At 59.0% G+C, this 17,065-nt stretch carries 20 protein-coding genes and 2 pseudogenes; 9 read left to right on the forward strand and 13 right to left on the reverse strand.

Annotated elements, in window-relative coordinates; genetic code table 11:
- Window positions 1–870 precede the first annotated feature (870 nt).
- On the forward strand, window positions 871–1,029 hold the full coding sequence (locus EN846_RS35470) for a hypothetical protein (RefSeq protein ID WP_187331527.1): 159 nt from the start codon (window positions 871–873) through the stop codon (window positions 1,027–1,029).
- Window positions 1,030–1,072: 43 nt separating this feature from the next.
- Window positions 1,073–2,173 carry an NAD(P)/FAD-dependent oxidoreductase gene (locus EN846_RS33070; protein ID WP_245493407.1) on the forward strand — a complete coding sequence of 367 codons (1,101 nt, stop codon included), beginning with the start codon at window positions 1,073–1,075 and terminating at the stop codon, window positions 2,171–2,173.
- A gap of 17 nt (window positions 2,174–2,190) precedes the next feature.
- Here EN846_RS33070 and EN846_RS33075 read toward each other — a convergent pair whose 3' ends face one another.
- The 4 genes from EN846_RS33075 to EN846_RS33090 form a co-directional block, all read right to left on the reverse strand.
- Window positions 2,191–2,733, reverse strand: coding sequence for an ATP-dependent Clp protease proteolytic subunit (locus tag EN846_RS33075; protein WP_187331528.1), 543 nt, complete (start codon window positions 2,731–2,733; stop codon window positions 2,191–2,193).
- Between the two features lie 415 nt (window positions 2,734–3,148).
- Window positions 3,149–3,679 carry a hypothetical protein gene (locus tag EN846_RS33080; RefSeq protein ID WP_127392964.1) on the reverse strand — a complete coding sequence of 177 codons (531 nt, stop codon included), beginning with the start codon at window positions 3,677–3,679 and terminating at the stop codon, window positions 3,149–3,151.
- Window positions 3,680–3,818: 139 nt separating this feature from the next.
- The gene (locus tag EN846_RS33085) at window positions 3,819–4,205 is read right to left on the reverse strand and encodes a low affinity iron permease family protein (protein WP_127392963.1); all 387 of its coding nucleotides are present in this window, start codon (window positions 4,203–4,205) and stop codon (window positions 3,819–3,821) included.
- Between the two features lie 61 nt (window positions 4,206–4,266).
- The gene (locus EN846_RS33090) at window positions 4,267–4,491 is read right to left on the reverse strand and encodes a hypothetical protein (protein WP_187331529.1); all 225 of its coding nucleotides are present in this window, start codon (window positions 4,489–4,491) and stop codon (window positions 4,267–4,269) included.
- A 154-nt stretch (window positions 4,492–4,645) separates the two neighbouring features.
- Between EN846_RS33090 and EN846_RS33095 the strand changes: the two genes are divergently transcribed.
- The 3 genes from EN846_RS33095 to EN846_RS33105 all read left to right on the forward strand — a co-directional run bounded on the left by EN846_RS33095 (window position 4,646) and on the right by EN846_RS33105 (window position 6,585).
- Complete coding sequence (locus tag EN846_RS33095) at window positions 4,646–4,837, forward strand: DUF3606 domain-containing protein (protein ID WP_127392962.1); 192 nt, start codon at window positions 4,646–4,648, stop codon at window positions 4,835–4,837.
- A 961-nt stretch (window positions 4,838–5,798) separates the two neighbouring features.
- Window positions 5,799–6,020, forward strand: a complete 222-nt coding sequence (locus EN846_RS36605) for a KGG domain-containing protein (protein WP_127392961.1) — start codon at window positions 5,799–5,801, stop codon at window positions 6,018–6,020.
- 58 nt (window positions 6,021–6,078) lie between these two features.
- On the forward strand, window positions 6,079–6,585 hold the full coding sequence (locus EN846_RS33105) for a ferritin-like domain-containing protein (RefSeq protein ID WP_128346477.1): 507 nt from the start codon (window positions 6,079–6,081) through the stop codon (window positions 6,583–6,585).
- Between the two features lie 2,011 nt (window positions 6,586–8,596).
- Here EN846_RS33105 and EN846_RS36260 read toward each other — a convergent pair.
- A pseudogene (locus EN846_RS36260) lies at window positions 8,597–9,043 on the reverse strand (IS110 family transposase); the annotation flags it as partial.
- A 3-nt stretch (window positions 9,044–9,046) separates the two neighbouring features.
- Window positions 9,047–9,757: pseudogene (locus tag EN846_RS36265) on the reverse strand (transposase); the annotation flags it as partial.
- A 572-nt stretch (window positions 9,758–10,329) separates the two neighbouring features.
- Between EN846_RS36265 and EN846_RS36475 the strand changes: the two are divergent.
- Window positions 10,330–10,455, forward strand: coding sequence for a hypothetical protein (locus EN846_RS36475; protein WP_281035237.1), 126 nt, complete (start codon window positions 10,330–10,332; stop codon window positions 10,453–10,455).
- Between the two features lie 38 nt (window positions 10,456–10,493).
- On the opposite strand, the gene EN846_RS36270 is transcribed toward EN846_RS36475, so the two are convergent.
- Complete coding sequence (locus tag EN846_RS36270) at window positions 10,494–10,796, reverse strand: PilZ domain-containing protein (RefSeq protein WP_127393438.1); 303 nt, start codon at window positions 10,794–10,796, stop codon at window positions 10,494–10,496.
- A 560-nt stretch (window positions 10,797–11,356) separates the two neighbouring features.
- Between EN846_RS36270 and EN846_RS33120 the strand changes: the two genes are divergently transcribed.
- Window positions 11,357–11,806 carry a hypothetical protein gene (locus EN846_RS33120; protein ID WP_135859692.1) on the forward strand — a complete coding sequence of 150 codons (450 nt, stop codon included), beginning with the start codon at window positions 11,357–11,359 and terminating at the stop codon, window positions 11,804–11,806.
- A 486-nt stretch (window positions 11,807–12,292) separates the two neighbouring features.
- Here EN846_RS33120 and EN846_RS33125 read toward each other — a convergent pair whose 3' ends face one another.
- A complete protein-coding gene (locus tag EN846_RS33125; protein ID WP_245493548.1) occupies window positions 12,293–12,574 on the reverse strand; it encodes a hypothetical protein in 282 nt (93 codons plus the stop codon).
- A gap of 257 nt (window positions 12,575–12,831) precedes the next feature.
- Window positions 12,832–13,053, reverse strand: a complete 222-nt coding sequence (locus EN846_RS33135; protein ID WP_127393804.1) for a DUF768 domain-containing protein — start codon at window positions 13,051–13,053, stop codon at window positions 12,832–12,834.
- Between the two features lie 179 nt (window positions 13,054–13,232).
- Here EN846_RS33135 and EN846_RS33140 point away from each other — a divergent pair, with 179 nt between their 5' ends.
- Window positions 13,233–13,475, forward strand: coding sequence for a hypothetical protein (locus EN846_RS33140; protein ID WP_135914098.1), 243 nt, complete (start codon window positions 13,233–13,235; stop codon window positions 13,473–13,475).
- A gap of 57 nt (window positions 13,476–13,532) precedes the next feature.
- Here EN846_RS33140 and EN846_RS33145 read toward each other — a convergent pair whose 3' ends face one another.
- Complete coding sequence (locus EN846_RS33145; protein ID WP_127393806.1) at window positions 13,533–13,826, reverse strand: hypothetical protein; 294 nt, start codon at window positions 13,824–13,826, stop codon at window positions 13,533–13,535.
- Window positions 13,827–14,394: 568 nt separating this feature from the next.
- Here EN846_RS33145 and EN846_RS35490 point away from each other — a divergent pair.
- Window positions 14,395–14,571, forward strand: a complete 177-nt coding sequence (locus EN846_RS35490; RefSeq protein WP_187331531.1) for a hypothetical protein — start codon at window positions 14,395–14,397, stop codon at window positions 14,569–14,571.
- Here EN846_RS35490 and EN846_RS33150 read toward each other — a convergent pair.
- The 3 genes from EN846_RS33150 to EN846_RS33160 form a co-directional block, all read right to left on the reverse strand.
- The gene (locus tag EN846_RS33150; RefSeq protein WP_127393807.1) at window positions 14,562–14,945 is read right to left on the reverse strand and encodes a response regulator; all 384 of its coding nucleotides are present in this window, start codon (window positions 14,943–14,945) and stop codon (window positions 14,562–14,564) included. The genes EN846_RS35490 and EN846_RS33150 overlap by 10 nt on opposite strands.
- Window positions 14,946–14,951: 6 nt before the next feature.
- Window positions 14,952–15,959 (reverse strand): HWE histidine kinase domain-containing protein, encoded by a 1,008-nt coding sequence (locus tag EN846_RS33155; protein WP_348630851.1) that lies wholly within the window; start codon window positions 15,957–15,959, stop codon window positions 14,952–14,954.
- Between the two features lie 112 nt (window positions 15,960–16,071).
- The gene (locus EN846_RS33160) at window positions 16,072–16,932 is read right to left on the reverse strand and encodes an ATP-dependent DNA ligase (protein WP_127393808.1); all 861 of its coding nucleotides are present in this window, start codon (window positions 16,930–16,932) and stop codon (window positions 16,072–16,074) included.
- Window positions 16,933–17,065 lie beyond the last annotated feature (133 nt).

The following is a 17,065-nucleotide window of genomic DNA, read 5'->3' on the forward strand; positions in this document are numbered from 1 at the left end:
CGCGCGTCGATAGCACCGACGGCAAGATAACCGTTCGGATTGACGGCGGTGGCTTGGTCACAGTCGACCTCGATTCCATCGCAGACTGCTCGCCGACTTCGCGCGTTGCCGTGAGGGGATAGGAGGATCGAGTGGGCAAATATCAGGTCAGCAGCGACCCAGTCTCCGACAACTGCCCGACGAGCTCGATCTGTTCATGGAAAAGCACGGCCTCTCCAGGCGCGCAGCGCAAGTGATCCTGCACTCAAATGGTCCATCGCGGATCCAATGTGATGCCGCAGCAGAAGCCTTTGTTCGCTTCAAGCAGTGGCGCGAGGATGCGAGAATGAAGCCGCCTTCTCCGAGCATTAAGTCGAGCATTGGAGCGCCGAGCCCTTTACCGCAAAGGCCAGCCGAAAAAGCCCGCCGGATTGTTTGACGGCCGCGGGAACCGCAGCAGCCAACCAGGTGTTGAGCTGCAAAGGAGATTCAGAAACGAGTGCGCAACCCGCAGGAACGCCCTCCGGATCCAGGGGCAATATCCAGGCAGGAGCAACGCAGGATAAGACGCCGGGCTTCGACCCTGCAGCCGTACCTCAAGAGACGGATGCTGAAGCGGCGGCCACGCCGACTTCTCCCAATTCCTCAGCGCAGCACCCGGCGAATTTTACAAACCAGGCAAGCTTTGCCAACGCGATGCGGCCTATGGATAGCGAGCCAGGCCTGCGGCCTGGCAATAACTGGCCGGTGTTGGTGATTGCTGCGGTCGTGGTCCTGGCTGCGGTCGTATTCGTGATCGCTGCAATGCTATCGCCCTGAGATCAAGGAGATCGGTCACATTTCGGAACAGGCTCGCGGCTACTCAGTTCGGCGTCAGGTCGGAGGTTGCAAATGATGGCAAATCTGAGAGAGGTCCTTGATCTTCTATGGCGATGGAACCGCGAGCCGGTGCCCGAACCGCCGTCGCCGGTCGACGCGATCGTGCGCATACTACGTGAAACCAACAAGGCCGAAAAAGTGAATGATCCGCGTCAGAGCTCCCGCGATTAGTCTGCGCAGGACAGGAGCAGCCGGATCACGTACGGCGCTCTGAGTGGCTTTGCGTGCAACGGCCAATCAGAAGGCTGCGGGGTTTCCATTCTTACAAATTGGAGATTGGTTCCAGGATTGCCGACCCATCGCGGAAACAATCGAATTGGCAGCCGATGTCGCCAGCTCCGAGACGGTCGCGACAGATACCTCCCCCGGCTGGAACGCCGGCTCCACTTTCTCGTTGGGAGAAATGCGCAGATCCGCTGGAAAATGGTACGAGGTGGCAATAGTTGGTTGCGGGCCGGCCGGACTTGCGGCAGCCGTATATCTCGCAAGATTTCTGCGATCCTGCATCGTGTTCGACACAGGCGATGCGCGCGCGAAGCTAATTCCGAAGACCCGCAATTGTCCCGGCTTTCCACAGGGCATAAGCGGCAAGAGCCTATTGAAACGACTCAAGCAGCAGGCAGTCAATTATGGTTCTCAAATAGTCCAAGGTTCCGTTGAACGGCTAGACAAGGAACAGGGCAAATTTGTCCTTCAGACTTCTTTAGGACCAGTCAATGCCCGGTTTGTGATCTTGGCAACGGGTGTGGTTGACCGTGCGCCGACGATCCCGAATATCAAAACGGCTATAGAAAGGGGTTCGATTCGACTGTGTCCGGTCTGCGATGCGTACGAGGTTCGGGGACGTCGGGTAGGGGTCATAGGTCCCGAGGAGGATGCGCTTCGAGAGTCTATCTTCTTGAAAGACTTCACCCCGCATGTCTCGATCCTGTGCAATTTCCAATCCGATATCTCGACTGGGGGCCGGCGCCGGGCGAGACAAGCAGGAGTAGAGATCTGGGACGCAGTAGACGACGTGCTGCCTCATCCCTGTGGTTTTGAACTCTCCATGGTGGGCGGCGGCCTGGTCCCGATAGACGTTATCTATCCTTGCATGGGCTGTGACGTAAGAAGTGAGTTGGCTCTTGCTATCGGGGCGGAATGTGATGACGAAGGCTATATCCTGGTCGGCAACCATCTCGAAACGACGATACCCAGGCTCTACGCAATCGGAGATGTCGCCAAGGCCCTCAACCAGATTGCGGTGGGCTTCGGTCATGCCGCGCTAGCAGCTACCCACATTCACAACGAGTTACGTAAGCGCGATCGAAGCTGACCGCATACCTTGATCCTTCAGTCGATGATGCGCGCAATCAGCCGAAGATCGAGCGCCTCCTGCGCCGTTAGATAGCAATTCTCCTTCGCCCGCTCGACAAGGTCCTCGGCGGACATGCCACTTCCCCTCACGAAGTGTTCAAAATCCTCTCGTTCGACGCGCTCGGCCGTCTCCAGAGCCGCAAGCTCCTCGCGAATGACTTGCCGACACGACTTTATGGGTCCTTGAAGCGTAATCGTCTTTTCGATGTGACGTTCGTGGATCAGCAACGTGGTGTCCGGGCTGAGGAAGCGGTCCGCACATTCAAAAGCCGAAAAGATCGTAACACCGGCTGACATGACTGCGGTCTTGCCCACGACGTAGGCGCTTTTGCCGCTGTATCGCTGGAAAACCCGTATCTCCAGAGCCATGCGCTTCGCCGTATCCGCATCTCCGCCCTGTGTCATCAGTTCAAGGATCAGGTCTTCGTCGCTGGCCCTAACAGCACCGAGCTGCTTCATGAAAGCCAGGAACAGCTGATCATTTATCATGCCATTGACTTGAACATTTGAGCCGACCAAAAGCCTTTCGTCTCCCGGAGGTTCCTTTCGGCCGTTCGACCTCTGGCGTCTTGCTAGGTCCATAGGGGCCGTAGAAGCAGGACCGCCCGGCGCCGCCGAGCCTTCGGTCCTGGCAGTGGGGGAGTGGAAGCTGGGAGATTGGACCATGGACGTTTCCTTTGCGTGGAAGCCTCGAAGGCGGCTACAATGCGACTTAACAAACGATAGCGCCTGGAAAGGCCAAAAAATTTGGAAATGCTCCGAGCCGCCAACTAGCGAGCGTCGTTATCGCTTGGCCTGGTCGCTCTCTAAGTCGACGCGCCTCACAAACTTGTCGGCTGCTCGCAGGCCCGCGCCACTCCGGTCTCACCCAATTGCGAAAGAAGGCTCTCAAAACGTCTCCTGGTCAGTTACTGGTTCCCGTCTGCCACATCGCTCACATCGCGGCAGCACTGGCTTGGCGTGCCAATTCAGCGTCGGAAACGTCGATGCTGCAGAGCAAGGTGCCGTGTTCATCTCGCACCCGCACCAGCCAGCCAGAGAGATCGTCCGTGCCAGGCTGAAGGTCGATCAGAAGGTCGATCGCACATCGGATTGCTTCCTCGCGAGCAGCCTGGAAGCTCGCCACGCCGGCTTGCGGAACCAGCCGGCCGCCATCTCCGTCCCGATACTCAAAGATATATAACCCGGCACCGCTCTGGGTTTGCGCAGAAGTGACTGCCACTTCGTCGAAATTGCCGTTGCTCTGGGCATCATAGTCGTTGGCAGCCGCGTCAAACGTGGCGGTCTGCACGAGCAACGCTTTGGCCCGATCGATTGCGCGGCTCTCGCCACCGCCCGCAAGAGGCTCCGCGTTTGCCATATCGACGCTAACGCGCTCGCCGCCCTCGCCACAGAACGAAACGCGCAGGACCGGCTGCCCATTGTGCCCGATGGCTTCGCCGACTTCAGTCCGAACCAGTTGCATAGGATGAACTCCGCTTGTTCAGTTATCCGCCGGCGCGCCTCCGAGCCGATGCGCACGCCTGCAGCTCAATGTGCATCCGAAGATGAAGTTCCAGCGCCTCCCTGGCGCGACGGCCCCAAACGCGGAGAAGAACTGCGCGTCAGCCTTCTTCGAAACGCGCAGTGTACACATCTCGTGGCCTTTCCTTCGCCCGGGCGCACGCTGCGCGGAACTCTTCGACCTCTTGCTCCGTCAGATGCTCGATGCCGATAAAGTCGTTCTTGCCCTGGCCGGAGCGGATCAACTCATCGAGCTTTGCCTGGATGGCAGCGCCATCGCGGTTCTGTGTGTTCTGAATCAAGAACACCATCAGAAAGGTGACGATGGTGGTTCCGGTGTTGATGACTAATTGCCAGGTCTCGGAGTATTGAAACACAGGGCCAGTTGCCGCCCAGGTCAAAACCGATCCCAAGCAAAGCGCAAAGGCCCACGGCCTACCTGTTGCGTGAGCGACTGCTTCCGCCATTCGATTGAACGTCTTTTCCATGAGACAAACCTTGGATTATGGTGCGAAACCAACGTTGGTTTGAAGCACCGGTTCCCGCCGATCAGGATCGCGATTTTCCGGCAACTGTTGCGCGCTTGCCGAGTTCGTAGGAGCGGCCGGTACTTTGCCGTCCAGTCGAAACCATTCTTGGTGAAGAAACGCGTATCCCGTCGGCGTCCTTGATCACCTGGGTGCGGTAGCCGTCGAATTTCACCTCGTGTGACCAGCCCTCACCCTTGGGCGGTTGCTCAACCAGCTCGGGCTCCATCGGACGGATGAAGGACAACCGGACCTTGCCGGCGGGCTAACCTACGAACTCCAACGCAAAACTCGAATTTGATTCAATATCGCGCGCTCGTAAGCGTTCCGTTAGCGTTTGCTGAAGGTCATCGGAACATTCCGGCACGGTTGCTGTTCTCTTTCAACTAGGAGGAACAGCCATGGCAGACGACAAGAGCAAGACCGATTTTCGAGACCGCGACCGGGTGTCGGGAGACGAGGAATATGAAGTTGGCTATCTTGCGAGCAAGTTCCAACTCACGATCCCAGAGGTCCGCGAGTTGATTGCCAAACACGGCAATGACCGCGAGACGCTTGAGCGGGAGGCAAAGAAGCTGGGTGAACGAAATTGACCAACTTGCCGGCCAATCAGGGTCAAGCGATAGCCCGGTCTGCTTAAATCGAGGTGACACAGGATTCCGCAGGCCGGGCCATGCACCGACATCGAGGAGGTGCCGAGCCGGGACAGTGTCTTGTCTAGGCAGGCCGCATGGCGAAATTCAAACTAGAGACACAAGCTGCATTAGATCGCTTGACCCAGCAGCGGACGCCGCGGCCTCGCTCCGGAGAGCCATCCGATTTCGACTCCTTGTCAGGATCGTCTGTGATCGTGCACTCCTCGCCTACCTTGCGGCGCTGCAGGCTGTGCGGGCTGCATGGCCTGCTGATCGCCGCCGGTGTGGACTTTGCCCCTCGGGTCTTTGTCCACCTGCCGATTTTGATCAACCGCCTGACCGTTGGCCGAGCTTGTCTCTGATTCATCGACACGTGAGTTGCTGCACGCCCCGATGAGCGCCAACCGTTTGACACCGCACCTGTCTGGACAAGTCGCATGCGAGGAGAGATGTAGCCGCGCTCGGATTGGGCTGGCAATGCCGGAACCGGGCCGTAGGCAACGCGTTGATTCGCAGTTGTATGGGTCGAGTGATGAGTGACCTTGTGAGAGTTATCTGGGAAGAGTTGGCGGAACTGGTCCCTGCGCTGACCAATCGGAAAAGAAGCGAAGCCGATGCCCTGCCGGTCGATGCGCCAGACTTCCCAAATGACCTCGAGCCGGTGATACGGTCGCCATAAGCGCGGGACCAACCCAATAAGTGGCCGGGCTGTCGTGGGTCAGTCATTTCGATACCAAGCAGCTCGTTTTCGCCAGTTCTAAAAGGCCTTCGTTTTTCAGCCACGCGCTCGAGGTGGAATGGTGCGGGCGCAAGGGCGGCCCAGGCTGATTCCAAATCACGAAATATTTCCGCCGGAACAGAGCGCGATGGCCGCAGTTGATGAGGGTAAGAAAAAACTTACCAAGAAAGGGAGAAGAGCATGGCCAACCAAGGCGGAAGTCGCGAACAGCATGGGAAGGCTGGACAGCAGAGCGATAAAGATAAGCGCCGCGGCAGCGGCGAGCAGCGCGGCGATGACAAGCGGGATCAGCAGCAGGCCGACGACAGGCAACGCGGTGGCCAGCAGCGGGGCGGGAGCGGCAACTTTGCCGACGACCGCGAAAAGGCTTCGGAGGCCGGACGCAAAGGCGGTCAATCCTGATCAGAAGCGGCGCTTTCGGGCGCCGCTTTTTTTAGCCAATTTGAAAAGGAGAAACGCAATGCCGATGAAATCGGAAAAGGGATTGGAAACGCTGTTCGTGGAGGGCCTGAAGGATCTCTACTACGCGGAAAAGAAGATCCTGAAGACATTGCCGAAGCTGGCGAAGGCCGCGCAATCCGAACAGGTAGGCGCTGCATTCGAGAAACATCGGATGGAAACAGAACGCCAGGTAGAACGGCTCGAACAGGTTTTCGAGCAACTTGGCAAACCTGCCAGGGGCAAGACGTGCCCCGCCATCGACGGTATTCTCGAAGAGGGCTCGGAGGTGCTCGAAGAGTATAAGGGGGCGCCCGCCCTCGATGCGGGCCTTGTAGGCGCCGCACAGGCGGTTGAGCATTATGAGATTGCCCGCTATGGGACGCTCATCGCCTGGGCGGAGCAACTCGGCATGAAGGATGCCCTCCCGCTGTTGCGCGAAACCCTCAAGGAAGAGACGGCGACCGACGAAGCGCTCAGCGCGTTGGGCCAGAGCGACGCCAACAAGCGCGCGCTGCAAGCGGCCTGATCAGCTCTCAACAAGCGGCTCCGGTGCTTGTCCGGAGCCGCATGGTGCTACGATGACTATACCGATGCCATCCAACTTCCATGTAGAACAACCAGCCGATGCGATGGTACCAGTCGCATCGGTGACCGAGGCCGTCGCTGAACGTCGACGATGTATAATGATCCTGCAGCAACGAGCGCGCGCCTTTGAACGGCTAAACCTGTTCAATGTTTCACGGGCTCTGTCGTCAGTTGCTGAAGAGATCCGGGGGAGCGAGGATGATGGAAGCGTTCGCGAATGGGACGAACGACGGCAGACCCCCGACTTCGTAAAATGACCAAGCTTTCCGATCTTGAGCGTCGGTTGCCGGCGCGCGACTTGAGCGACGGCGATCATTTCCACAAATGTCCCGTCTGGGGTCAAGCAGTGGACTGGCGCGACTTGCGACAGGTTGTCTGGCATGAGCAGCCCTGACACCGGCGGATGGACCTCGATTCCTAAAGCTAGTCGGCCGTCTTTGGGTTTTCCTCACAGTGGCTTGTTTTGCTTCGCGCAAATCCTTCAACCTCCTGGCGCTCTCGGCGCGCGCGGCTGCTTCCATTTGGATAATTTCATGCGTTGCCCTACTCGTTCGCTCTATTCGTTGGCCTAGTTCTGGATGGGTCTCCGCTGTCATCGCCATCTCAATCGGCCCCCCGCCGAGTCATATTGAACAAATGAAGCCCGCACCGGGAGGGGACCGGAGCGGGCTCCATTTCGGGCTAGCCCGAGGCGGCGCCACGGAGTTGTGATCTGGAATGCACCGCCGCCAACCATGAGAACTGCGAGGTGCTCGCATTGTTCCAGCGGCATGAAAAAGCCCGCGCTACGGAGGACCGATAACGCGGGCCGCGGCTGATGTTTTTGCCCCACCAGCCTACGCCGAACTCCAAGCAGCCTCATCCGACGCAAGGACCTAACTAATTCAAAGCCGCTAATGTTCCGGCCGCGCCCCGGAATCTTCGGAACAAGACCTCAAGCCCCACTTGGGATGCGGTGCAGCGGCCGGGAACCAGCCCTTGTGAAGGCACGTTGCTCAGAGATGATTCTACTGAGGTTCGCATCCAATGGCAAAACACCTGTCTCGAGCCCCGGAGCAACGCGGCACCGGAAATATCCTGATGTGGGGTGCCATGATAGCCGCGATGCTTTTTGTCGCCCTCTTGATTATTCTCACTTTCGGGCCGTCCGCGGCGGGATCGTAGGGCACGGGCACATCTGCAGCGCGAACAGCAATGTGGCCTTCTTGGCCGCCTGCCTCGGTCACTTGGAACAAAGAGCCGGGATCCAAAGGCCCGGCGGTTGATCCTGGTCCTGGTGATCCCTCTTCTTCGTTCCAGCCTAAGGCACATCGGACATCGCCTGCACGACCACCTAACACGATCGGTGGCGGATGAATGTCAGGATCGATGGCTCGTGGCCGGGCCAGGCACCTAGCACTGCGCCCCGCTTCCCGGCTCCCTAGCCCGTCATTGCCCGAAGCACCACACATTGCGTTAAGCCACCGAAACCATTCGCAAATCCTCATCGCAGCAAGGTGCAGCGAATATTCAAACATTGTGAAATGCCCACCCAACTCGTTGAAAACAAACAACCGATGGCCAGAAAACATTGCGGCCTTTTATCTAGCCATCTTAATCGGTTGTGCTTCCGGTGGTCTTTTCGACATCGTCGCTCCTCTCCTTTTGTGCGATAATATACGAATTTATTCTCTATGCTGCGATACCACCGGCGCGGCCGCAGGCAATGTATGGCCCGCCCCGTCTGCAAGCGGAATGTTTTGAGAGGCACTCTCGGCCTGCACCAATGTATCCAGCCTCGGCGCTTTAGGCGCCCTGCCAAGATGGAGATTCGCGCGCCCGGCTCCAACATGCTGACAGGTTTGCCGAACGCCGATCAACCGTTGGGCCATCTCTATGTACATCCTCCCGCAGACTTCATGCGGCCGAGCAGTTGCCGGGGCGCACCCGCTCGACCAACTCGTTACCCCTCGTTACGGCTTCATAGGGGCGTTGCTTGACATCGCAGCCCAGGCGATCCGGGCCAGCTTGTTGGCAAGCGCAACGACCACCACGTTGCGCTTGGCGCGCTGTAGCAGTGCCTGCAGCCAGGCGCCGAGTTGGGTGTCCATTCGCGCCAGGTGCGGCAGTGCGGCTCGCGCACCGTGGATCAACAGCACGCGCATGTAGGTGCTCCCGCGCTGGCTGATCCCCGTCAGGTGCGGCTTGCCGCCGGTCGTGATCTGACGTGGAACAAGCCCCAGCCAGGCAGCGAAGTCACGCCCCTTCGCAAACGCCGACACGTCGCCGACCGCTGCTGCCAGCGCCGTTGCGCTGAGCGCGCCAATGCCTGGCACGCTGCGCAGGAGACGGGCTCGTTCATCGCTTTTGGCAAGCGCTTCGAACTCCTGGTCGAGTTGCTTGATCCGATGATCGAGCGCCTCTTTGAAGCGCGTCATCAAGCCCGACGCCGCCTCGTAGAGCGACCGGCGCACGTCCGCATCGCCGGCCTTTGATATGCAACCCTGAATGTCGATCGAGGTGCCCGACTGCCATCGCCGCGACGTCAGGCTAGGCCGCGACGTCGCGTGAGTGGCGGAAGCGCGACGGATCGTCGATCGCCGTCATGAACGAAAGTGCTGTGACGGGGGCCGACGCCGGGGATCGCCATGAAGCGTCGGCACAGTTCGCTGTGGGCCACCATTTTGACGACGAGATCGTGCAGCCGGCAATACTGCCTGCTGCGCGTGCCGACAGCAGCATGGCGTCCATCAGCTCGGACGACAGCGGATCTCCGCCACCGCGGCGCTCACCGCCTGCTCGAAAGCCCCTCGCCCGACCTTGCTCAGGCGGATGCCGAATGCCTTCAGCGAATGGCGGATGGCGTTCTCCAGGTCGAGGAACTTGGCCCTTCAGATTGCGGCGGTGTGTCAGCAGAAGCTCGGTTCGGTAGCAGCTTTCAGACTTGTTATGAGCCTGTCGGAACCACCCGGTGCGCATGATGTGGGCGATGCCGAGCGCATCGGCCTTGTCGGTTTTGTTGCACTGAGCCGACATCGCGGCGCACATATTGGTTTCCGGGCACATCGCCGCCCGAACTTCAACAGTTCCGGGTGCGGCGAGGACAACAGCGAGCCGGCGTCGGGGCCGACGCGGGAGGGATGGCCGAGCGGTTTAAGGCACCGGTCTTGAAATTCGCTTGCTAACGTACCTCCCCTTCCCTAGCTGTTCCGATACGTCGTGCTTTGTCAAAGCGTTAAAGGGTCTTCCTGTGGCTTCCGTCACGGCTCGTCCCGTTACGTCCCGTAGCATTTAGTTGCAAAAAGCGTAGCAGCATGTTCTTGCCCCGTTCCCCTGACAGGCGCTGACAGAAAGCAGGCCCGGAAGCCTCTCCCACATAGAAGCCAAACAGAACAGGGGGAACACCCGAAAGCCCGAGCCGAAACCGCCGGGCCAATTGGGGGAACTCTCAGCTCAGCTTTTCACGCGCGGCCATGCCGCTACGGCAACAAGTCGGTGTCTGTTCGACATGAAAAAGCCCGGTCACATTGCTACCGGGCCTAATTGCGTGCCAACTCTTTCCAGCAAGCGGCTCTCAATTTCGGGGCAACGAATTATGGATATGCTCGACAACTGGTCATTGACTTGGAGGAAGCCGCCAAAGCCTGCCAGGCGTCCTGCGAAATGGTGGTCCAGCAGCAGGCGGTGATCTTTTCCGAATCCCGATATGTTGAAGTCGGCGATCAGCCAACTTTACCGGCAACAGGTGGTGATCGGTCGCAACATTTCGACCTTGGGCACAATGCTGCAGGCGATCCGCGATGGCGTGACGATCCCGCCAGTTCCCAATTGAAAATCCGGGCACCTAGCAAGCCGCAGACCCCTCAACAATCAACCGTAATGGAATTTCGGCTTGGGCTCGGTACCCTCGAATTCAACGCCTACGCGATCATTCTTGCGCCATCTAACAACAGTCCTGTACGCGATCCCGTCGACAGGGACGTACAGCACGAAGCGTTCTGGAATCTGAATGTCTGCGGCCAGCTTCAGTTCGGCGCCTTTGGCGTGCTGATTGCGTAGTGAGCAGGTGATTTCCGAGTTTTGGAAACCAGTGATGATCGTTGCGCCCTTCAGGACGCGCGGGCGATGTTCTCGGCGGGGGACCGTCTGGAGGTAGCGATTCCATAGGCTTATAACGCAAACGGGCTTCAAGCGCTCCGTCACAAATATATAGTTATGCAAGTCCTTGAGGCCGAGGGCATCGAGTTTCTGAATCACGGAAGCCCAGGCTTTCGTTTGAAGGCTGGACAAAAGTGAGACGCACGCGCGAAGATTTGTTGGATGACGATCCAATCACTCTCCAGGAAGCTTCCGACCTTTTGCTGCGCGGCGTGGTGTCCGTGGCTGCGCTTCGTTCCGAAATTAAGCGAGGCAACCTGGTTGTGGAGCGAATTGGGAAAAACCTCTACACACCTCTCCAGCACACATCCGAGAGATGCGCAGGCGATGTCTCGTGCCCCAGAAACGGGTCGGTTCCGATTAATGCTTGGCGTGACTGCTTATGGCATGCTGTCGTAAAATGAGGCTACATCATATCGAGACCCCTCTCCATTTCAGCCCGACAGATCACGGCAATATGCAAAGGCGCCGCGCGGGCAGGCTTTGTCGCGGAGATCACTATCAACGGCGTGGTGGTTCGGCTGGTGCCGGAGGGGCAAGCTACGAAGCCCGCTGGAGGGGCATCCGATTATGCATTGGATGCCGAGTTAGAAGGTTGGGATGGCAATCGGAACCGCAGCCAAACCGCAAAGGGACTTGGCGGCTATCCGCCGGGGTCGGGGCGCAAAAGAGATCCGCTCCAAGACTACTACGATCGGCTGGGATTCGATCCGCTTACCATGGGCCAAAGGGAAATGATGGAGCTGCAGAAGGCCGCCGAGGAAAAATGGAAAGCCTCGATCCCAGGCACTCCGCTCGGGAAACGGGAGCGAAATGCCCTAAAGCAGCTAAGCTCTTATGGCCCGAACATCGCGGTTCACTCGAGTAAGATTAAGGGCTGCGGGGACGAGACGGCAGAACGCCTCAAGGCTCGAGGCTTTCTGGAAACCACCGCCCATCCCAAACATGCCAACAGCTTCGAGTCCTTGATCCTTACCGACGCGGGCCATACGGCGTTCCGTGCGCTCCAGGCTGAGCAATCATGAAAAAGCCCTCGCCATCAGCCAGCGCCAGATCACAGCCGTTTGCAAGGGTGCCACGGCGGCCGGCTACATCGCAGACGTAACGATCAATGGAGTTACGATTAGGCTGATGCCGGCTGAGATGGCCTCGCCTACCAGTTCCGCCCCAAGCCGGGAAGATCCGACACTCGAAGAATGTAGTCAAGCTCTATATCGCCGCCATCACGGCCTCAATGCTTGCCGGCGCGATCTGGCGCTACCGGCAGCGCGACACGATCGGCAGGGCTGCCTGCCTGCTAATGGCCGGCATGGGCGCCTACATGCTGTTGCGCTAATGGTAAACCCGCTGCCGAGGGGACAGCAGCGGGCTTGGCTCTCAAGGCAATGGCCGGATGCGGGGTTGGGACACAAGGGCATCCGGCCAGCCCTTTCAACGAGGGTGGCGATCGTTAGTTCCTATGCCGTTCGCATATATTAGCAATCTCTTGCTAAACCCGCGTTCGCCCCAGGCTAGCTGCCCTTGGCCTTGCCGTAGGCGTTAGGGCTGGTATCGGGCGTGTAGATCGTCCCCACCTTCCTGCCGCCGCACTTGGCACACTTCAGCTTCGGAATGATGTCGTCCGCCATTGCCGGCGCATCTGGACCGAACCGATCGCGGAGCTTGGCGAGATCGAGCTTCTGGCCATGGTTGCAGGGCGACCAGTGGCAAAACGCCGTCACCGTCATCTTCGCATCGATCAGGGAGTGAAACGTCCAGCCCTTGCCCGCCATGAGGCCGATATAGCGCGCCACAGGGAGGTCCGCCAGCGCGCGTTTCTGCGCACGCTAGTTCCGAGTGGGCAGCACCCTAAAGTCTGCCGAGCGCCCGCCTCCCCTCTCTGCATCGTCATCCGCCGCGGTGAGCCCACGACGAAACAACTCCCGAACGGCGTCAGATCGAGTCGGCATTCTTCTCTCAAACCGCCAGGCGTCCAGCACGGCCAGTTCCTCGGCATTGAGCATGATCTGTAGACGGTATGTTCGTTTGTTGGGCACGTTCTGCTCTCTCATCAATCTGCAATACCGGCGTCGTGATGGACGATTGCGTCGAGGATGACCTCATAGACGCTGCCGGTGTCTTCCTCAATCTCGGTGCTGCTGATGCCTGCCGACTTCGCGTCGGCGAACAGCTTTTGGCTCAACTCGGCAACCGAGATGATATCGGCACCCACCGTCTCGGGAACGTTGGCGACTATCCATTTGTACAAAAAGTCAGTCCCACGGGTGCTCATGGCCGACTAAGTCAAAGTCGGGCATTAGGTTCCACAAAGCCTCGCCAGCGCACGTTCATAGCCGCCCTCCCTGTGCGAGCAGGCGGGCGGCCAGCATTCGCGTCTCCGCGGCTATGCAGATCCCCGCTTAGGAACCGACATTCGATGCGGCCGTTCTCCTGTGCGATCTGGAGGTGCGAATGTTCAACCCGTGGTTCGATCTTTATTTGTCGGCGCTGGAAGCGCATCAGGTAATCTGGCTTCGTACATTTCGAATTGCTCAGGGAGGTAAATTGGCAGAGCGGGAAGCGAAGCCAATGATCACTGAGAAAGTCGAGGCGGCCGCGCTCGCCGGCACCCTCTTCGCTACCGGCTCGGTGGGCAAGGTCGCAGCGGTCTATCGGAGGAAAATCAGAGCCAACAAAAAACGGCTCTCCATCTAGTTCTGAAGCTGGCCTAGCTAGTCACGCGCGTCAAGGACACGGCGTCCAGACCTCCGCCTAGCCGACGGTCAATGCTTTGCGGGGCCTGACGCCGCGGGCGAGAATGCTGATTTCGGCTTCGGTCAACGTGATCTGATAGCGCTGTGTGGAATTCTTCGAGTAGATGTCGTCGGCAATAATCGACACCGTCACATCGCCATTCTCGTCGATCTGCACATCCTCGATCTGCAGCGGCGCTGAGTATATGTACTTCGGTGATCCTGGCCTTCGCGCAGGCTGAGCAGACAGTCGCAATGCGAAAAATCCTTTGCTGTACCAGCAATTCGTCTGACGCAAAATTGATGCCAGCATTCGGTCTCGAGATGAAACACTGAAACGTTGGGCTACTCCCACGTTCGTCCTTATGGATATGTGCCTGCTATTTCGGCAAGAGCGTATTGTTTCACCAGCGGCGCCGCGTTCGACCCGAACCCAGCGCCGGTTAGGCCCGGCGTTTGCGGCCCACCCACGCCAGCCTGCCGGGCCGCTCTACTCGTCCCTCCAAACGACACGCCGCTCCCATCGGATCTCGACCAGGCGCCGAAAGCGGATGGTCTCAAGTTCCTGCCCGACTGGGTGGAACAGCTCGGCCCTCATTGACTCTTTGCGCCCACATCTCTCGCAGCGGGGCCCCGACATCTTCTATGGTAGCGTTGCCGATTACCTCCCTCAGTTCGATCGGCTTATAGAAGCGGCGAATGTTGCGATAGCCGCAGCGGATCCTAGCCACCTGGCCGGCATTGTGCGCATGCATCAACGTCCATTTCGCGCCTTTCGGCCATTTTTCCGGTTGTTCGGGCATGCCCTGAAATGGAGAACATATTCCTGTCCGGTCAAGAGGTGCTTGACAGATTTGTTCTCATTTCGTTCACTACTTCTGATGAGCGACGAAATCCGCCTGCCCAAGCCTGAATATGGCACCCCGCCCGGTGTCCACCATCATGTCTGCGAGCACGAAGGCTGCGGCAAAGATGCCGGCTGGGGCTTTGCCAGGCCGAAGCAGGCACCGCACTGGTTCTGCTTTGAGCATCGGGCCGAGGGCGAGGATTACCTGTAGATAGACGGCCGCAGAGCGTCAGGTTCCAGTAACTTCGCCAACACGTCCAGGAGGCGCCGCTCGGGGGTGGGTTTCCCAACGTTGGGCGCGCCCGCTAGAACGGCCCCGCCGACAAGCTCCGGCCGGTCATAAGCACTCGCCACGGCAAATGGTACATTGAGGCTGCTCAACTTTTCCGCCAATGGCGTGACCAGTTCATGGCCTAGATTTACGTCGAGCAATGCGACAGACGGCAGTTCGCTTTCCAGTATGCGAGATGCTGCGGCCACGGTCGAAACAGGCCCCAGGACACGCCATCCTCGCCGTTCGAGCATGGATTTGAGGTCCATCGCGATCAGAAATTCATCTTCCACGATTAGGACCGTCTTTTGCACCTGCCTTCAATCTTGTTGGCTCGCCCTCGTGAGCGGAATGACCATCTGCACCTTTAAACCCGTCGCCGCATAGGTAGGTTCCACCTTGCCCCCCGGATCGTACGCTATTGCGAACTGGATCAACGTCGTCCCAAAGCCCGTAGAAACCGGCGGGGTCACTTTGGGGCCACCGCTTTCGGTCCAAGTCAGCCGGAGCAGTCGGGTCTCCGCCTCCTCAACCTCCCAGCGCACATGAACCTGTCCGCCCGCTTTCGACAGCGCCCCGTATTTGAGAGCGTTCGTCGCCAGCTCATGTAGCGCAAGCGCCAGAGACATCAATCTCTTGCTATCCAGTTTCACAGGCGGCCCGTTGTCGATCTTTACGGCGTTGGGGCTTGCTACGAACGGTTCCAGGGCATGTGCTACCAGCGCGGCGAGGTCGCCATCCCCGCCGCCGACAAACCCTTGGTCATTCGCGTCCACGACGGCCGCCAGCCGGCCAAGAAACGCGTCTCGATATGCCTCCCCAGAGACGCCTTCAGCCTTGGTCTGGTTAGCCAGTGCCCGAACCAGTCCGAGCAGGTTCTTCATCCGATGCCGAAGTTCGCCGAAGAGAACTTCAAATTCGGCCTCTCTGTGGGTCGTGTCCGTGGCATCGACGAGCGACAGCAACATGGTGGTGCCGTCGTCGTCCCGATTGATGGTGCGCGCCGTAATCAGCATGGTCCGCTTCCCGACGCCGGGAAAATCGTGCTCCACCTTATAGTCGATAACGGCAGTGCTCTTCGGGATCACGTCCGCGAGCAAGCGACGCAGCTCGGGAATATCCCACTGGCCGTCTCCGAGGTCGTAGATATGCTTCCCAATGGTGTCGTCGCGCTGGACTTTGAACGTTCGGAAGAACGCGCGATTGGCGCTCTGGATGCAGAGGGCACTGTCCAACACCAGCAAAGGAACAGGGACCGTATCCACGACCCCCTGCGCTTGCACATGGCCTGTCCGCAGTATCCGGTAGAGGTCTTCCAAGTTCACCATGGGTATGCCCCCGACAAGATCGGCCTACGGTATTAGTCAATGGGTCAAGCCACAACCCTTGACGCTGGCAAAGCGATGGCCTTCCGACCGCCTCTGTGGCGCGGCGCTGCCTTTAGGGCTCATCCCAAAAGTCTTTCAGCGAAGCATGTCGTAGGTCTTCCTCGCCGCGCAGGTGCTTCACGCGGCCGATCAGCCCCGGCTTCACCCATTGCGTCGCCGGCCGCTTCATACCCTTCGGTGGGCTTCCTGGAGCCTCCTGGACGCGCTGCCAGAGCCGTTCGCGCATTTCCCGGTTCAAGCTGATAAAGGCGCTCCCAACGTAGCGCCCGGTGCCGCGCTCGGCCATCAGGGCGAAAGCTGGTTTGCCGGCCTCCCGCTCGACGCCGAGCAGCTCATATTCGCCGATCGTGTAAGCCTTGGTCTTCAGCCAGGCCGTCGAGTTGCCAGAGCGGTATTTGCTCTCTTTGCGCTTGGATACCATCCCCTCGAGGCCGGCTTGGTCGATCAGGTGGAAGATCGATTTCGCATCACCCGGCAACGGCTGGCTGAACTGGATGCGTCCGCCGTCCGGGATCATCTCGGACAGGATCTCCCGGCGATCCTCTAGCGGCATGTCGCGAAGGTCGTGGCCATTGAGGTGGAGCAGATCGAAGGCAACGAAATAGAGGTCCCGTTGCCGACTGGTGATGGCCTTGCGCAGGGCCTTGAAGTCGGACAGCCCGGTATCGTTCAGGACGATGATCTCGCCGTCTATGATTGCGGTCGCGACCTCCAGCTCGCCAGCAGCCTTTGCGAGGTCGCGATACTTGGCAGTCCAGTCGAGCCCGCGCCGGGTGAAGATGCGCACACCATCGGCATCCCTCACGATCTGGGAGCGGTAGCCGTCGAATTTCACCTCATGTATCCAGCCGTCCCCCTCTGGCGGCTTCTCGACCAGGGTCGGCATCAAAGGCTCAATGAACTTCAGACGCATCAACGCAACTCGACAGGACCGCGATTCAAGGCACCAAACCCCGATCCGGTTCCGGAACATTTTAGCTAACTTGAATGTTTAAATAACTACCCGGCTCAAAGCGTGGAGACGATGGCGCGAAGTCCGCGAGTTG

It is taken from the genome of Mesorhizobium sp. M4B.F.Ca.ET.203.01.1.1, from assembly GCF_004791025.1.
In the GTDB taxonomy this organism is placed as follows: Bacteria; Pseudomonadota; Alphaproteobacteria; order Rhizobiales; family Rhizobiaceae; genus Mesorhizobium; species Mesorhizobium abyssinicae.

Bases quoted from the DNA above. Each gene is read 5' to 3' on its own strand.
- EN846_RS33085 (WP_127392963.1), bottom strand. From the start codon at position 4,205: ATGGAAAAGACGTTCAATCGAATGGCGGAAGCAGTCGCTCACGCAACA.
- EN846_RS33155 (WP_348630851.1), bottom strand. From the start codon at position 15,959: ATGGTGAACTTGGAAGACCTCTACCGGATACTGCGGACAGGCCATGTG.
- EN846_RS33105 (WP_128346477.1), top strand. From the start codon at position 6,079: ATGCCGATGAAATCGGAAAAGGGATTGGAAACGCTGTTCGTGGAGGGC.
- EN846_RS35490 (WP_187331531.1), top strand. From the start codon at position 14,395: ATGAGCGACGAAATCCGCCTGCCCAAGCCTGAATATGGCACCCCGCCC.
- EN846_RS33135 (WP_127393804.1), bottom strand. From the start codon at position 13,053: ATGAGCACCCGTGGGACTGACTTTTTGTACAAATGGATAGTCGCCAAC.
- EN846_RS33160 (WP_127393808.1), bottom strand. From the start codon at position 16,932: ATGCGTCTGAAGTTCATTGAGCCTTTGATGCCGACCCTGGTCGAGAAG.
- EN846_RS33145 (WP_127393806.1), bottom strand. From the start codon at position 13,826: ATGCTGGCATCAATTTTGCGTCAGACGAATTGCTGGTACAGCAAAGGA.
- EN846_RS33095 (WP_127392962.1), top strand. From the start codon at position 4,646: ATGGCAGACGACAAGAGCAAGACCGATTTTCGAGACCGCGACCGGGTG.
- EN846_RS35470 (WP_187331527.1), top strand. From the start codon at position 871: ATGATGGCAAATCTGAGAGAGGTCCTTGATCTTCTATGGCGATGGAAC.
- EN846_RS36605 (WP_127392961.1), top strand. From the start codon at position 5,799: ATGGCCAACCAAGGCGGAAGTCGCGAACAGCATGGGAAGGCTGGACAG.
- EN846_RS33080 (WP_127392964.1), bottom strand. From the start codon at position 3,679: ATGCAACTGGTTCGGACTGAAGTCGGCGAAGCCATCGGGCACAATGGG.
- EN846_RS36475 (WP_281035237.1), top strand. From the start codon at position 10,330: ATGTTGAAGTCGGCGATCAGCCAACTTTACCGGCAACAGGTGGTGATC.
- EN846_RS33140 (WP_135914098.1), top strand. From the start codon at position 13,233: ATGTTCAACCCGTGGTTCGATCTTTATTTGTCGGCGCTGGAAGCGCAT.